At 43.4% G+C, this 16709-nt stretch carries 12 protein-coding genes; 5 read left to right on the top strand and 7 right to left on the bottom strand.

The genetic code is table 11. The annotated features are described in order from the left end of the window. Positions 1–406 precede the first annotated feature (406 nt). Positions 407–1585: a MalY/PatB family protein gene (locus EI161_RS09360; protein WP_192529464.1), complete on the top strand. Its 1179-nt coding sequence runs from the start codon at positions 407–409 to the stop codon at positions 1583–1585. A 128-nt stretch (positions 1586–1713) separates the two neighbouring features. On the opposite strand, the gene EI161_RS09355 is transcribed toward EI161_RS09360, so the two are convergent. From EI161_RS09355 to EI161_RS09345, 3 genes are all read right to left on the bottom strand, one after another. After that, entirely contained in the window at positions 1714–3282 is a 1569-nt protein-coding gene (locus EI161_RS09355) for an FGGY-family carbohydrate kinase (protein WP_192529463.1), read from the bottom strand. Positions 3283–3460: 178 nt separating this feature from the next. After that, positions 3461–5119 carry a glycerol-3-phosphate dehydrogenase/oxidase gene (locus EI161_RS09350; RefSeq protein ID WP_192522755.1) on the bottom strand — a complete coding sequence of 553 codons (1659 nt, stop codon included), beginning with the start codon at positions 5117–5119 and terminating at the stop codon, positions 3461–3463. 260 nt (positions 5120–5379) lie between these two features. Beyond that, positions 5380–7116 (bottom strand): FAD-binding oxidoreductase, encoded by a 1737-nt coding sequence (locus EI161_RS09345; protein ID WP_192522754.1) that lies wholly within the window; start codon positions 7114–7116, stop codon positions 5380–5382. A gap of 373 nt (positions 7117–7489) precedes the next feature. Here EI161_RS09345 and guaA point away from each other — a divergent pair, with 373 nt between their 5' ends. The 4 genes from guaA (at position 7490) to EI161_RS09325 (ending at position 11957) form a co-directional block, all read left to right on the top strand. Further along, positions 7490–9094 carry a glutamine-hydrolyzing GMP synthase gene (guaA, locus tag EI161_RS09340; protein ID WP_192522753.1) on the top strand — a complete coding sequence of 535 codons (1605 nt, stop codon included), beginning with the start codon at positions 7490–7492 and terminating at the stop codon, positions 9092–9094. 54 nt (positions 9095–9148) lie between these two features. Then, a complete protein-coding gene (locus EI161_RS09335; protein ID WP_192522752.1) occupies positions 9149–10123 on the top strand; it encodes a hypothetical protein in 975 nt (324 codons plus the stop codon). 289 nt (positions 10124–10412) lie between these two features. Then, positions 10413–11099, top strand: a complete 687-nt coding sequence (locus EI161_RS09330) for a DUF2628 domain-containing protein (RefSeq protein ID WP_192522751.1) — start codon at positions 10413–10415, stop codon at positions 11097–11099. A 45-nt stretch (positions 11100–11144) separates the two neighbouring features. Continuing rightward, on the top strand, positions 11145–11957 hold the full coding sequence (locus tag EI161_RS09325; protein ID WP_192522750.1) for a hypothetical protein: 813 nt from the start codon (positions 11145–11147) through the stop codon (positions 11955–11957). A 125-nt stretch (positions 11958–12082) separates the two neighbouring features. On the opposite strand, the gene EI161_RS09320 is transcribed toward EI161_RS09325, so the two are convergent. The 4 genes from EI161_RS09320 to EI161_RS09305 all read right to left on the bottom strand — a co-directional run bounded on the left by EI161_RS09320 (position 12083) and on the right by EI161_RS09305 (position 16606). Then, positions 12083–12847, bottom strand: coding sequence for a hypothetical protein (locus tag EI161_RS09320; protein ID WP_192522749.1), 765 nt, complete (start codon positions 12845–12847; stop codon positions 12083–12085). Between the two features lie 108 nt (positions 12848–12955). Continuing rightward, a complete protein-coding gene (locus EI161_RS09315) occupies positions 12956–13960 on the bottom strand; it encodes an oxidoreductase (RefSeq protein WP_192522748.1) in 1005 nt (334 codons plus the stop codon). A 197-nt stretch (positions 13961–14157) separates the two neighbouring features. Then, positions 14158–15138: a zinc-binding dehydrogenase gene (locus tag EI161_RS09310; RefSeq protein ID WP_192522747.1), complete on the bottom strand. Its 981-nt coding sequence runs from the start codon at positions 15136–15138 to the stop codon at positions 14158–14160. 490 nt (positions 15139–15628) lie between these two features. Beyond that, complete coding sequence (locus EI161_RS09305; RefSeq protein ID WP_192524938.1) at positions 15629–16606, bottom strand: zinc-binding dehydrogenase; 978 nt, start codon at positions 16604–16606, stop codon at positions 15629–15631. Between the last annotated feature and the right edge of the window lie 103 nt (positions 16607–16709).

The raw sequence follows: 16709 nt of genomic DNA, 5'->3' as shown, positions 1-16709 counted from the left end.
TCTTTGGGTTATTATAACCTCTTAGAAGCTGTCCAATTTTATTATGCCACTACATACTGTCCTCAGCGCAAGATGCCAGTCGTAATGGCGCAAAAGCAGCTCTCGCCAATATTCATGGCTATCTGCCGCATTTGTTTCATTCAGAAGATGCGAAAGAGGGTGCGATGGCGATGGTTGAAAGAAGGGAAGCTGAATTTAAAGGACAGTAGAGAGTTCTAAATAACTCTTTAATAAGTTCGTAATCAGTTGTTTTATATTAAATAACATTCACGTATTTACTGAGTCGGTTTTTCGAAGCTTATATGCAGGTTGTCTGTAATATAGTTTTGCTGACTGATTGCACAGTTAAGAACGACTTTGTTATATTGAATATATTAAGCCAAAACCATTTTCTAGGAAAAAACTAGTGCTGTACAACTTTGATGAAATAATAGACAGACGTAATACGGGGTCGTTTAAATGGCATTATACCGATGATACGATTCCGCTATGGGTCGCGGATATGGACTTTAAGACCGCCCAGCCTATTTTAACGGCGATTGAGCAGGTAGCTCAGCATGGCATATTGGGCTATACCGTACCGACCGAGCCGTTGTATCAAGCGATTATTCAGTGGCATGGCAGTCGTTATGGTTTATGGCTCAATCAGCAAGATATCCTTTTCTCACCGGGCGTGGTGCCAAGTTTGGTGCTGATGATGAAAGTATTTACCGAGGCAGGGGATGCAGTACTCATCAATGATCCTATTTATACGCCTTTTATGACCAAGATTTCGGACAATGGTCGTCAGCTTGTGACTTCTGCATTAAAGGAAATAGATGGTAAATATCATCTGGATTTAGCTGATATAGAAGCTAAGATTGTCGAGCATAAAGTTAAGCTGTATTTGTTGTGTAATCCGCATAATCCGGGCGGGCGTGTATGGACAGTAGATGAGCTTAAAGCGTTACTTTTCATCTGCAAAAAGCATGATGTGGCGATTGTGAGTGATGAAATCCATCAAGATTTAACCTTGAGTAGTCACAAATTCATTCCCTTTTTGACTTTAGCAAAAGGCTATGAGCACAAAGTAGTAAGCCTGACCTCGATGACCAAAACCTTTAATATTGCCGGTATCAAAGGCTCGATGATATTTGCTAAAGACAGCGCATTACTGAGTAAAATTGACCAGCAGCAGCGCTTAAGTGACGAGCATGAGCTCAATTTATTTGCTTATACGGCGATGCGTAGCGCTTATGAGCAAGGTGGTGAATGGTTAAAACAGGTGCTTGCTTATATCGAAGCCAATATTGATTTAACGCTGCAGTTTTTAGAGGAGCACCTGCCTAAAATTAAGGTTATGCGCCCAGAAGCTTCGTATCTAATATGGCTAGATTGCTCGGCATATGCGCAAGAAGATCAATTGCTCTATGATGCGCTGAGAGATGCTAAGGTTGAGCTGAGCGCGGGTATCAAATACGGTGATGAGGGTCATCTTAAAATGCGCCTCAATGTGGCATGTCCTAAAATGATATTGATAGAAGGCTTAAATCGTATGCACACCGCCTTAAATGACGATACTTTTAATACAGTCGATTCAATTTAAAAAGAATAAAGTGCTGCTGGGATAAATTTTGCGAAGCCTTTGGAGTGCGAAGTGCACAGCAAGTGAGGAAAGTTTATCCCAGCATAACGCTATTTTTAAAGTACCTCTTTTATATTGAATCGACTATATTATTTAGCTGGGTAACCGGTAATATCTTGAATGCTTTGGTATAAAGGTTTTAAGCGCTCATACATCTTAAGATAAACTTCATTATATAGGCGTTTATATAGCTGAACGTTGGCCTCAATAGGCAAGAATTCATCACCCAAATGGGTCATCGCTTCAGTAGCGACTAAATGGTCGGGATAAACGCCGAGCCCCACCGCGCAGTTGATGGCAGCGCCTAATCCTGAGGCTTCATAAGTATGCGGGCGATAAGCAGGCATGCCAAAGATGTCTGCCGTCAGCTGCATCGCGGAGTCGCTTTGGGAGCCGCCACCAGAGATGCGCAAGTGTTTGATAGTTTTTCCCGTACGCTTCTCAATCGTATCAAAACCAAGCTTAAGCTCGTAAGCCAGTCCCTCTAAGATAGCACGGTAAACGTGCGCCCGTGTGTGTACATCGCCAAAACCAATGAGCGCGCCCTTGCCTTCAAGACCCGGATGACGAACGCCAGGCGACCAATATGGCTGCATCATTAGCCCCATACAGCCTGCTGGAATATCTTTGACCGCTTGATCGAGGAGCTTTTCGGTATCAATACCCTGCGTTTTTGCTAACTGTTCTTCATATTGAGCAAACTGCTCTTTAAACCAGCTAACCATCCAAAAACCACGATATATCATATACTCGTGATTATAATAATTCGGTGCAGCAGCGGTATAAGCGGGCATGTGCTTGAGTATCTCAACATAATTTGTTGAGGTGGTATTGATGGTCGCGGTAGTGCCAAAGCTTAAGCAAGCGGTATCGGCGGCCAGTCCAGCGGAACCCAAAGCTTCACAGGCTTTATCGCTGGCAGCAGCAATCATTGCTGTGCCTTCAAGAATACCAGTGGCGGCAGCAGCTTCAGCAGTAATATGACCAAGGTGCTGCCCAGGTGGCATGAGTTTGGGCATTTGCTCTAATCGGCAATTAAATAGTCGCCATTTGATGTTATTGGGCTTAAACCACGCTTGCGCCTTATAATCATAAGGCAGGTAGCCTAGCGCGTGACCAGAGGAGTCGATAAGTTCATCAATGAGCTGATAGGTTAAGTACGCTGATAAATTGACGTAATAGGCTGTTTTAGCCCATATCTCCGGCTCATGATGAGCGAGCCAATTACAGCGTGCTTTTTGCTGCGCTTCATTAACTAGATCGCCCATGCCAATTACCTTGGTGAGTGGATTAAGAAAGCCTATGTCATGGGGCTCTCCTCGGCGCAAATCCATCCATACAATAGCTGGGCGTAGCGGCTGTTTATTTTTATCCAAACATATCATGGTGTAGCGCTGAGTAGCGAGACTGACACCAGCGATTTGCGCTGGCGTAATGTCGCAGGTTTGCCATAATTGCTGGCAGGCCTCGCTTAATTTTTGCCAATAGTAATCGGCATGCTGCTCAGCAAAATTAGGCTCAGTTGAAAAGTACGGCTCGATAGGGACGCGGGCTTTGGCAATCTCGGTGCCAAATTGATCAAAGATAAGCGCCCTGACGCTTTGTGTACCATTATCGATGGTTAAGAAATAAATAGGGGCATCAAGGTTATGGGTCATAGTCATCCTTAACTATGTGGAAATAGATATATAGCTCAATAAAAATACTATAATTATAGTGTGCTACTGGTATAAGTTTTCCTTGCTTGCTGTACCTACGCAGACAGGGGCTACGGAACTTATATTTTCAAAGTAAGCACCCCAGTAGCACTTGTTATTAATATCCTATAAAAAAGCGCTAAGCCGCTGGTAAATGATAATAGCGTTGCCATAACTCTTGATAGCGATCGACTTCTTGCTGCCATTTTTGCTCGTCCCAGCCCAGTTCCTGCTGGCAGATTTGCTTCAGCCTATCACTAATCAACGGCGTCATTGCACCATGCGGCAGTATCAATCCCAAGCGCGTACGCCGTAATAATAAATCATCTAAATGAATGACTTGCTCGAAACGTGCGGCAAAGCGAATCTCCGCCCAGATAGTATTGCTGTCGGTCACATAAGCCAAATCATCGTCATGTGCTAATGCTAATAAGGCATCAAGTTGTAAACCATAAAACCCTTGTAAGCGCTGTTGTAGCGATGCAGGTAGGGTAGCAAACTTGGTATTGGTTGGTGTTTGATTGCTAAAAACTTCGCTATTAAACGAGCTAAGATCTTTAGTATCCACATCATCAAACGCAAGCACTTGTTGGCAAACCTTTAGCACATCAAGGGCAATCAGGCGAAAGGTGGTCAGCTTGCCGCCACTGACGGTGACCAAATTATTATCGAGCCAAACGCTATGGTCGCGCTTTTCTTTACTAGGGCTGACGCGTTTACCATCACCGCCTTCAGAAATCAGCGGACGCACGCCCGCCCAAGTACTGATGACATCCTCTCGGCTTAGGTTGGCATGATTAAAGAGATCGTTGGTCGCTGCTAATAGATAATCCACCTCTGCGCTAGTAATGCCAACTTCTTCTTCACCTAAAGGAGGATTATCCAAATCGGTGGTTCCCAGAACTGAGCGGTTCTCCCAAGGGAAAACAAACACCGCTCTTTTATCGACAGGATGCAAAAAGGTATAGGCTTGCGTCAGAGGCAGACGCTCTTGACTAACCACCAAATGGCTACCGCGCGACGGACGAATTTGCTTATGAAAGGTTCGCTCCGTCTGTTGGCTAGCTTGCATCCGTAAGGTGTCAGCCCAAGCGCCAGTCGCGCTGACCACTACTTTGGCATAAACATCGTAAGTATTATTGCTATCATCAGATGCGGTATCTGCTAGGTGAGCACCCACGACCAAGCCTTGCTCATTGGTAATTAATGATTCGGCTTTAAGGTAATTAATCGCGCACGCGCCGTCATGGATCGCTTCGTCTAGCACCCGCATCACTAAGCGTGAGTCATCAGTCACCGCGTCACTAAACTGGCTGGCACCCAAAAACTTCTCTTGCTTGATACCAGGATTTAGGTTTAGAAAGGCATCTTTTTTAAAGTATTTAAAGTAGCGTTTGCCTGCCAGCTTATCGTATACCCTGAGTAAGGTATTAAATATCCATGGCGGTGGAAACTTGCCTTTATAATGTGGCATGACGTAATGCATCTCATTGACCAAGCCGCCGGCTTCATTGAGCATGCGCTCACGCTCGCGGACGCTAAGTAGAGTAGTTTTATAATCACCTGAGGCAATATAGCGCAGCCCGCCATGTACCATTTTGCTAGATCGGCTAGAAGTTCCCCAAGCAAAGTCTTTTTGCTCAATTAACAATACCGCTAAGCCGCGCCTTGCTGCTTCACGAGCAATCCCCGCGCCAGTAATACCGCCACCGATGATCAGCATATCCCAAGGCACTTCTTGAGACGAGCGGCGAGATAAAGGTGCTAAGGCTTGTTGGCGTTGCGTGGCTTGATTCATAGAAGACTCATTTTAATGGTTATTTAGTTTCAGCTAAGTAGACTATCTAAACTGCTTAATTTATAGGCGTTATTTAAAATATAGTTGCGTTTTATTATGACGCGCGGCTGGTATTAATTTTCCTTGCGTGCTGTGCCTACGCCGACAGAGGCTGCGCAAAATAAATATCAGCCGCGCTGTATAGCACTTATATTAAATTAAACATACCTCAGCTAAGACTGCAAATAAGCCCTGACTTTAAAACCTATTGTTTACTAGAACTAATCTTCGATTAAAACACCCGGATTCATACGCTGTTCAGGGTCTAAGCTTTTGAGCATATCGCTGGTTACCTGAATACCTAGCTGACCCTTTTCGGCAGCAAGGTAAGGCGCATGGTCACGACCGACACCGTGCTGATGCGATATTGTCGATTTGCCATTAGCCAGACTTAAACTGGCGGCATGTTTGATTTTTTGCCAGCGGCTTAAGGTACTAGCATGGTCTTTTGCGGCTCTAAAGAAGTAGGTGGTATAAAGACTGGCGCCTTGTTTATATACATGCGAGATGTGAGTAAAGGCCATGACGTGCTCATTTTCATCTGCCAAAGCCGTTTGAACAGCTTGTTGCATCTGCTGCACCTGCTCGTCGATATTATTCCAATTGGTCGCAGTCTCAAAGGTATCGACCATGATGCCTTTTTCCCATAAGGTGCCGCGCAGATAAGGGAATTTAAAACGCCCGTGCGCCCATATACTGCCCATGACATCGGTCAGCTTACCAGTAACACTGCCTTGCTGTTTTAACAGTTTTTTAAACTGGGTAAGTGCTAATTTATTCTGCGCTTTATCGCCTGAAACGCCATAAGTGAGCATGACTTTTTCTGAGCTGAGTCCGCGCGCTTTAAGATAAGTACTAATCGCTAAAAACTGACTAGGCGTCGTACCTAAATGTAGATGGGCGTCGGTTTCGACCGCATTACTTAAACGTAGCATAGACAGGCGAATATTACTCTGCACCGCTTGTCTGAGCACTTCTTTACCCGCTTCCCAATTCGGTAAAAACACCACTTTGAAAACCTCTTCTTCAGGCTGCGGTTGCACGCGCATTTTGACTTCGGTAAAAATACCAGCGCGGCCTTCAGTGCCCATCATCATTTCACGCAAATCAGGGCCTGCTGATGAGGCAGGAATATCAGCGATAGTAATGACACCTTTTGGCGTCACAAGTGTCCCACCAGCAAACATTTGCTCGATACGCCCATAGCCTAATGACTGCTGACCACTAGAGCGCGCGGCAATCCAGCCGCCGAGGGTCGATAGCTCCCAAGACTGCGGGTAATGTCCCAAGCGATAACCGTGTGCGTCCAATTGTGCTTCGACCGCTGGTCCTTGTGTGCCTGCGCCAAAGGTAGCAATTTGGCTCTCGTTATCTAAATCAATAAGCTGATCCATCTTGCTCATGGCGATGGTTAATACGGGGCGTGACCCCTTTTGTGGATTAATATGACCAACTACTGAAGTACCACCGCCAAAGGGAATAACAATAAGGTCGTGGTCGTGAGCCAGTTTCAATAAGGTCTCGACATCAGCGGTCGATTGCGGATGCGCGACGCCATCAGGGAAGACTTCAAAGTCGCCACCGTGCATGGCTATCCAGTCAGGAAAGCTTTGTCCACGCGCATGTCTGAGTCTGACCTCATTATCGATAGATACTGTATCTAGCTTAGTCATGGCAGCAGGCAAGCGTGACTTGGGTACGGTTTTGAGTACCTCTTGCAAGCTGACAGAGTTTAGTTTCTTGGTTTTACCAATGTGGGATTTAATCAGCTTGGCACCGTGTGACGACACTTTTTTATTGATATTGACATTGCCCCAACCATTCCAACGCGTTTGCTCTATCGGCGTGTTGGCGGTCATGTTAATGGACGCATCACTTTTTGCGACGTTATCTAATATAGGATTGTTGGTATTGGCAGGCTTAGCGTTTTTACGAATAAGAGATTTGATTTTGCTCATAGGGACATACCTGTCGATTTATTATGATTATAACTGTGCTTGAACTAGAAACACTTTGAATACCGACCATTTGATGGTCAGTGCAGTATCCAAAATTACCGGGTTACTTGTTTAACGTATCACAGTATAAGTAACTGTTTTCTGTACATTAGTCAACGACGATTGGTGTACTGCCTCAATTTTACAAGTTTATATTTCTCACTTAGAGAGCAATATAAAACAAAGAGCGATGAAAGTGAAATAAAGTAGGTTTTTAGAATAATTTATTGAGACGATTTTGGGTTAGTTGGTAGATTAGCGTATTTTTATAACCAATAGACTGCCGAAACTTGTTAAAATAGGGCACTAATTTTTTCTTGATGGACATCGATTTATGACCACTGCCGCTGCCACTCCTGCAATACCTACTATCAAAGAAGATCGCATCTTAATTCTTGATTTTGGCTCACAATATAGCCAACTAATCGCCCGCCGTGTACGCGATTCAGGCGTATTCTGTGAGATGTTCCCGTTTGATATCGACACCCAACGCATCAAAGATTTTGGCGCAAAAGGTATCATCTTATCGGGTGGTCCTGAGAGCGTGCATGCAGAAAACAGCCCACGTATCAATGACGCCGTATTTGACTTAGGCGTACCGGTATTAGGTATCTGCTACGGTATGCAAGCAATGGCAGAGCGTTTTGGCGGGCAAGTTCACGCCAGTAATGTCCATGAGTTTGGTGCAGCGACCATTAATATCGACGGCAAATCTACCCTTATAGACGGTATCGAAGACGCAGCAGGTAAGCTCAATGTGTGGATGAGTCATGGCGATAAAGTGATTGATGCGCCTGAAGGCTTCGACATCGTTGCCAGTACACCAAGCTGTCCGATTGCCATTATGGCCAATGATGACAAGCAATATTATGGTCTCCAGTTCCATCCTGAAGTCACCCATACCGCCCAAGGTCAGGCATTGCTAGGACGTTTTGTCCATCAAATCTGTGACTGCGCGGGCAGCTGGACGCCTGATAACATCATCGATATGCGTATCGAACAATTACAAAAACAAATCGGTGACAAGCAAGTATTGCTCGGTCTCTCAGGCGGGGTGGATAGCTCCGTCGTGGCGGCATTATTGCATAAAGCCATCGGCGATCAGCTGACTTGTGTGTTTGTCGATACTGGGTTGCTGCGTCTACACGAAGGCGATCAGGTGATGCAAATCTTCGCCGAAAATATGGGTGTAAAAGTCATCCGCGTTGATGCCGAAGAGTTATTCTTGAATGCATTGGCTGGCGAGTCTGATCCTGAGGCCAAACGTAAAATCATTGGTAAAACCTTTATCGACGTCTTTGCTAACAGTGCGCGTGAAGTCAGCGAGCAAAGCGATGGCAAAGTCATCGAGTTTTTAGCACAAGGCACTATTTATCCTGACGTTATCGAATCAGCGAAGTCGCATCAAGGTAAAGCTCACGTGATTAAGAGCCATCATAATGTTGGCGGTTTGCCAGATGATTTGGCCTTTGAATTGGTTGAGCCATTACGCGATTTGTTTAAAGATGAAGTGCGTAAACTGGGTATTACCCTTGGTTTACCAGCAAAAATGATCAACCGCCATCCGTTCCCAGGACCGGGTTTAGGCGTGCGTATCCTTGGTGAAGTGACCAAAGAGTTTGCCGATATCTTACGTGCTGCCGATGCTATCTTTATGGAAGAGTTAGAAAAATCAGGCTGGTATGAGAAGACCGCGCAAGCGTTTGCGGTCTTCCAACCGATTAAATCGGTCGGTGTGGTCGGTGATGGTCGCCGCTATGCGTGGGTGATTGCGCTACGTGCGGTTGAAACGGTAGACTTTATGACTGCGCGCTTTGCCCATCTGCCGTATGATTTGATTGAAACGGTATCGAATCGTATTATGAATGAAATTGCCGAAGTATCACGCGTGACTTATGATGTGTCGAGCAAGCCGCCTGCTACTATTGAGTGGGAATAGCTCACATCTTTGTAATGTGATATAAAAATAGGATGCAAAAAGGAGCAATAAGCTATGAAATTAGTTCATGTCGGTCAAGATGAATGGATGTTTGAAGAGTCGATTATTGAATTTCCTAAAAATAAATCAGCTAACGATAATGAAAGTAGCCACTTAAAAAACCAAGTAAAAAATTTCGTTGACGCAGAAATAAAAGCAGGTCGCGATATTGATGACATCATGCACGAAGTGATGACCAAGTTTCAAGATGAAATTATGCAAGACTTTGATGACCAGCCGCCGACCTCATTTCAGGTTATTCAAATGACTTTGGAGCGTGATGGTTATGAAGTGGCTCGTGAGATTGCGCAATTTCTAGTATTAGAAAGTATAAATGACCCTGATGCTTACTTTAACTTGGCTTTTTTATGTGAGGAGCATGACGATAGCTTTTTAGCCTTACTAAGTAGCCGTGAATGTATGCGACTTTATTTAGAATACTTTCCCAAAAAATTCAATTGGCAAAAAAGTAAGCTGCCTTGGGGCATCATGGAAAACCGTCCCTTTTTGCGTGCACTGTTTCAATCAACCAATGTATATGCCGATAATGGTAGTTTTGAGTTGGCCTGCGCAGAGGGCGAAAAGCTATTACAAGTGTGCCCTAATGACAATTTGGGCATACGCGAACGCTTGGTAGAGCTGTATATGCTTACCAAGCAATACCAAAAAATCATTCAAATCTGTGACGATTATCCAGAGGATATGCTGGCCAATATTGCTTTTGGAAAAGTATTGGCTTACTGCTATCAAGATAAGCTGGACAAAGCTGAAAAAGAATGGGTTATCGCGCAAGATAACTTACCTGAAGTGGCTCATGAAATACTCAAAAAACGCCATCCTAAACCACGTGGTATTGATAATAGTTATGGTATAGAAATCGGTGGTAAAGAGCAGGCATATTTATACTGGCAAGAAATGGGAGGGTGGTGGGAGCAAAATGCGACAGCTCAAGCATTAATCGAGAAAAAACGTGCCGAAAAGAAGAAGTAGTGGGTTAATGTTGGAGCGCTAGCACCCGTTTTCCTAGCTACTCAAATTTTTTGCATTGATATATGGTTTATTTTTTATTCGTTCGGTTTAGCGTAGCGATAGCAAAAAACACTCAACTTGGTTGGGTGTTTTTTTTGGTCGAAAAAACAGCCACTCGAAAATGACCCAGTTTTTTATTGAACATTTGTTTTTATTAACTATAATAGTGCCAACTTTAATTGGTTTTCTTATTATTAAAGTGTAGGTAAAATTATAAAATGATCAGTGTTCAGTAAAATTAAGGGATAAGATGCTTTGTAATAGCTGTAATCAAGAAAACGCAAGTGAGGCAGTCGTTTGTTCAAACTGTGGACATCAATTCTTTGATGTTAAAGCACAAACACCACCACCGTTAACAGCGGTTAATATTTCTAAAGATGCGCAAAGCACACAAAGCCAGTCGATTTCCAGCTCTGAAAATGCTGATACTTTGCTAGCGGCCTTCGTCGGCGACAAGTATGACAGCTTTTATCGTGATAAATGGTTTAAGGACAGCGAGCCACGCTTAGAGGTTAATAATGATGGCTCTAGTATACACAGTTTTAATTTGGCTGGACTTCTCTTGGGAACGTCTTGGTTGTGCTATCGTAAAATGTATCTAGTCGCTTTTTTTATTGTACTTGGCATTAATGCAGTTGATTTAGTCTTAATGCATCTGCTCGGTATGGAAACGTATAGCTCTATAGGTCAAACCAGCTTTTTTGTCGCATGGGCAGTATTAACAGGACTTTTAGGGAATTACTTTTATTTCAGCTACAGCGTTAAAAATATCGATAAAGTCATGAGTAATACAGCTGACCCAGCGACGGTCGAACAGGAGTTAGTGGCAAAGGGTGGTACATCGTGGGTTGGCGCCATCGTGGGTAGCATATTATCAGTATTACTATCTATGGGTATGTCCTATTTATTTGCGCCTGATTGGTTTTGGTTGGTGTAGTACGTCTAATAAATAAGGTTAATCTAAGGAAGCGAGAAAAGAGCGATGGAGTCATTAAAACAAGCATACGATTTGGAACTAACGGATGAAAATCATGGGCAAGGCTGGGCCTTTGGTCGCCCTATCGGTATTACCACGGATCAATGGCCACGAAGTAGGATCAATGGTCTACCGATGGCACACTTATGGACTATATTGGTGCCTGAAGCGTATCGCGTAAAAGAGAAAGATCTCATGGCAATATCGCTTTTTCAGGCGGATGATCATGTTGAAGACACGGTAGACGGTGTTGAAGATATGATTACTAACCTCACCGAGGTGAATCATACAGACGCTGTGGCTTTTTGGGCGTCACTGAGTCGCTATGCCAACCATCGTCACCCTCAAGAAATCTATCTTGAAGATATTATTGGTGGTGGCTGGGCATTAATTTGGCTAACCAAGGAGGAGTTTGAAGGTGAAGCGACAGCACTGCCTAAAAAAGAAAATAGTATCTATCCAGACTATGAAGTCGAAGAGTGGAGTAGCACTTGCTTGGTCAAAGATGAACCCGCTCAGTTTATTAAGCACGTTGTCCGAACAGATGATCCTAATGTCGGCAAGATGCTCGATGAGTGGCCAGATGAAGATGATGAGAATGCTTATACCCCTATGTTTTCTACAAAAGGTACCATATTAAAGCTTGATAGGTTTCATGCAAAAAGTCATTTTGGTGGTACGGCCAATCCCATTCAAGCGATGCCAGCATTTAGTCCTTTTTATATTGAGTTTGAAGAAGCACTTGGTGATGCCAATATGGGTGGTGGTAATGGTCAAATCGATTTGTTGAATAATCAGTTTGACTGGGCTTGTGGCTAATTGTTGATAACGTTGAGCTGATCAAATTGGCTTAGTATATAAATAAAGAACACTCAACTTAGCTGGGTGTTTTTTTTGATGCTTGTAAACTTACAAGACCTTGTATGGTATTGATATCATAATCTTTATATGTACGGGCTAAACCTTATAGAACCTGTCCAAGAAAAGCCATTTAACAAGTTCTGAAATAATTTAGATACTCTGATAAGAGTGTCATGACTAATTGAAAATTCTTGATATGTACCATCATCTATAGTATATCCTAACAAATCTCCATTTAAGTTACTGAGCCCAAGGAACCCACCTTGCAAATCCATTTTCTTTTTCTTACTTCTACCATAGCCCCTGATACGGTCTTCAGAGTGCTGTGCACTATTTCTTACTTTGGAGAGTAGAGGAAATGCCTCTTCAAACTGTTCTTTTATACTTTTAACATGTCCAAGATTTGTTTCATCTGAAATTACAGACAAATATTTGTAAAATGAATCTACTAAGGATAAAAAGCTATGGGCATGGATGAATGAAAAGCGGTTCTTATAACTTCTTGGTACTTCGCCCGAATTTAACTTTTCCTGTCTGTAGAGTCTTTCAGTTTCAGCTCGATGATACTCATGATTAGTATAAAAATCATTTTCATCATCTAACCCATCACGATAATTTTTTTCTATATGCATGCGTAACTGCCTATCGCGCTCCCATAAATCCTCCGTATTATCTGATGTATGTTCCAAATAAGATTTCTGCTGGCAATCTGTGAACATTGTAAGAGTAATAGCCATATCTGTTATTGTTGTTTCCATCGATGAAATAATGCTTGTTAGCTCAGATACATCTTCTCCGTCTGGCAATTCTAACCAAGTTCCTGGATATTCAATATTTACTATAAACATAATTACTCCTTGACTAAAATTTTTTCTGCTACTCTCAAGATCAAAAAATAGCGGCGCTTCTTAAAGTAAAGAGCACCGCTACCTTTCATAAATTTCGAGTTCTAAACTCTAACCCCGCACATTCACCACATAACGTCCCACGGTTTTACTCTCTATAAATCGCTCTAAGTACTCAGGCGTTTGCGCTAAGGTAATCTCTTCACAATATTTCTCAAGATTGGGCAGCTTCATATCAGTGGCGACACGCTGCCAAATCGCTTTTTTGTCAGCCAGTGGAATATAGACCGAATCGATACCCAATAAAGAGACGGCTCTAGTGATAAAAGGCATGACCGACATCGAAAACTCAGCACCACCTGCTAAGCCACAACTAGTCACCGCGCCGCCCGCTTTGGTCTGTTTGAGCAAGTTTGCTAAGTAATCGCCGCCTATCGTATCGATAGCATTTGCCCATAGTTCACGGCCAATAGGTTTATTACCGATTTCATTGATGGTATCGCGATGACGCACTTCACTCGCGCCTAATTCTTTCAGATGCTCGCTTTGTTCAGGTTTACCAGAAAAGGCAATGACCTCGTAGCCCAGCTGCTTTAATATAGCGATGCTGATACTACCGACGCCACCAGTTGCGCCGGTGACAGCGACTGGTCCATCGCTTGGTTTTGCGCCCATTTTTTCTAACTTTTGCACACTTAACGCTGCGGTGAGACCGCCGGTACCGTAAATCATCGCCTCTTTTAACGTCAGCATTTCTGGGCAGGGTAGCGCCCAATCGGCTGGAATAGAAATCATTTGACTCAAACCGCCATCGGTATCCATACCCAAATCATAACCGAAGACCACAACCTCTTGACCTGCTTTAAAAGTACCAGATTTATCACTAACCACGACGCCTGCTGCATCGATACCGGGCGTATGCGGATAGTTTTTAGTAATTCTTTTATTGCCCGATGCCGACATGGCATCTTTGAAGTTTAACGATGAATAATGTACTTCGATTAATAAATCATTTTTAGGTAAATCACTGACATTACGCGTTTGGATACTTTTATCGAATTTGTCATCGCTGGTTTCTTCGACGACCAAGGCTTTAAAGGTTTTATTATTAGACATTATATTATTCCTTTTTTATTATAGTCAGCTCACAATAAAAGAGAGCTGTAGATAACAACGTGCCACTGGTATCAGTTTTTCTTGCATGCTGTTCGCAGGCGTGACAGAGGCTGCAAAAAATTGATACCAGCAGCACTGTATCGTTTTTAAATTGTATCGACTATACTTTTATATTAAAGGGATCTTAAAAGAGCAGCTTAAGGTTTAATCAATACTTTGCCTTTTTTCTCAGATTGTACTTTTTCAGAGACCGCTTTTTGAATATCGGCTAAATTATAAACGCCACCAGTAGGCAGTTTTAATGTACCGCTAGCCGCGCGTTCGATCAGCTCTTTCGTTAAGCGCTGCATATCATCGTCACTGATCTCTTGCATCAGATCGCTGGCCCAAAAGCCTTTTACTTTGCTCAAATTAAAAATCAGATGACTGGGGTTAATCATCAGCGGTTCGCCAGACATAGAACCTAAGGAGGCCATCGCACCGTGTTTACCTAGTAGCGATAGGAGCTCACCACCAGACTTACCACCAACCGCATCGACTGCACCGTTTATTTTGGCATCACCAACGATTTTTTGTACTTGTTCTTTCCAGTCGTCATCATCGGTTACCACGTTATTTTTGGTGATACCAAGCTCAATCAGCTCTTTTTCTGACTCTTTACTGCGCACTAAATTAATCGTATTAATATTGCGCTCGGGCGCAAGCATCGCCATAGATTCACCGACTGCACCGTTAGCAGCGTTTTGGATGATCCATTGGCCGGGTTCGATGTTTAAGAATTCAATCAGTAACAGCGCACTCATAGGCATAGCGATGAGTTGAGCCGCCATTTCATCGTCGATGGCGTCTGGTATCGGAATGATACGTTGGGCTGGCGCAATAAAATACTCCGCCCACGTGCCCTCTACACCAGAAACGACCACGCGCTGACCTTTTTTAAAGCTTGCTACGTCTTTACCAAGCAGGTCAATAGTACCCACCGCCTCAGAGCCGCCAGTCGCAGGTAGCTTAGGTTTATTACCGTATTCACCTTTAATAGTCACTAGGTCATGATTGTGGATGGAGGATAAGATAGTCTTGATACGAACCTCATTACCCTTCGGTTCTGGAGTAGGGCTATCGGTTACGCTTAGGACTTCTGAAGGTTTACCAAAATTATTATAAGTTGCGCTACGCATAAGAATTTCCTTTATTTATTTTTTAGGTGGATAGATAAAAGTCGCTGATCATTTTTATTATTGATATATAGTCAGTCCGAAATAAAAGCGATACGATGGTAGTGACGTGCTACGGCTATAAATTTTTGTAGCCTCTGTCACGCCTGCGAACAGCAAGCAAGAAAAACTATAGCCATAGTACGGTATCGTTTTTAAAATGACTTCACTATAGATATACAGAATCGTTATCAGTCATCAACCTTAACAACTTGGCCTTGGCATACTCAACCTGAATTTGGTTAAGCAACCTTATTGTTTGCTGACAATTGTAAAAAGACAAGCGTCTAAGGTTAGCGTCTAAGGTTAAGGTAACGTTTCACCCTAAATATTAGAGTCTGTTCCCTTCTAAGCTACTGGACTGATTGCCAAAAAAAAGCAATGGCAGCGTTCCATAGTTAGGAGACGCCGCCACTGCTTATAATACTAATCATACTAATATTTAAAAAAACTATTAAGCTCTTAAAAGCACCTTGCCTTTCTTCTCAGATTGCAATTTACCGTCAACTGCTTTTAATACGTCTTTCAAATCAAACACCGCTTCAACGGGTAGTTTTAATTTGCCATCAACCGCACGATCTATCAGCTCTTTGACCAGACGTTTTTTATTGTCGACACTCATTTCTTGACTGAGTTTACTGCCCCAAAAGCCTTTTAAGATAGCTTGTTTAAAGATCATATCAGTCGGATTCAGCATCATCGGCTTACCTGACATCGCGCCAAATACGGCGAACACTCCACCATGACCCAGTAGCGATAACAGATTACCACTGGCTTCACCGCCGACAGAATCAACCGCTGCACTGATTTTATCATCGCCAATGATAGCTTTGACTTGGTCTTTCCAGTCATCGTCTGACGTATTGATATTATTTTTGATATCGAGCGCTTCTAACTCTCCGAGCGCATCGCTACTACGGACGAGGTTAATGGTTTTGACGCCGCGCGCCGCCGCTAGCATCGCCAGTGATTTACCGACCGCACCATTGGCGGCGTTATGGATGACCCATTGACCGCTTTCTACTTCGAGAAATTCAAGCAGCATCAATGCACTCAGCGGCATAGCGATCAGCTGCGCCGCCATCTCATCTTTTAAGCTATCAGGTACAGGGAAGACCATGTCGGCTGATGCCACAAAGTACTCTGCCCAAGTGGCCTGCACGCTGGCCGCTGCCACGCGTTGACCGACTTTTAAGTCTTTGACCTCGCTGCCAACCGCATCGATGACACCCAAGGCCTCAGAACCACCGATAGCCGGCAGCTGAGGTTTAAAGCCATATTTTCCGCGAATGGTGAGTAGGTCATGATTATGAATAGAAGCTAAGATAGTTTTGACGCGGACTTCATTGGCTTTTGGCTCTGGAGTAGGGCGGTCACCGACACTCAGTACTTCAGTTGGTTTGCCGAAATGATCGTAAGTTGCGCTACGCATGATAAATTCCTTTATTTATTATTTGAGTGATTGTCTGATTAAATATTTGGTGGTGTTCTAAAAAGTATGCTGGCATCAGACATAGCCATAATTGACATAGAAG

Source organism: Psychrobacter sp. FME5, from assembly GCF_014861375.1.
Classification (GTDB): domain Bacteria; phylum Pseudomonadota; class Gammaproteobacteria; order Pseudomonadales; family Moraxellaceae; genus Psychrobacter.
The sequence above is the reverse complement of the archived record's forward strand: the minus strand, read 5'-3'. Positions and strand labels throughout refer to the sequence as shown.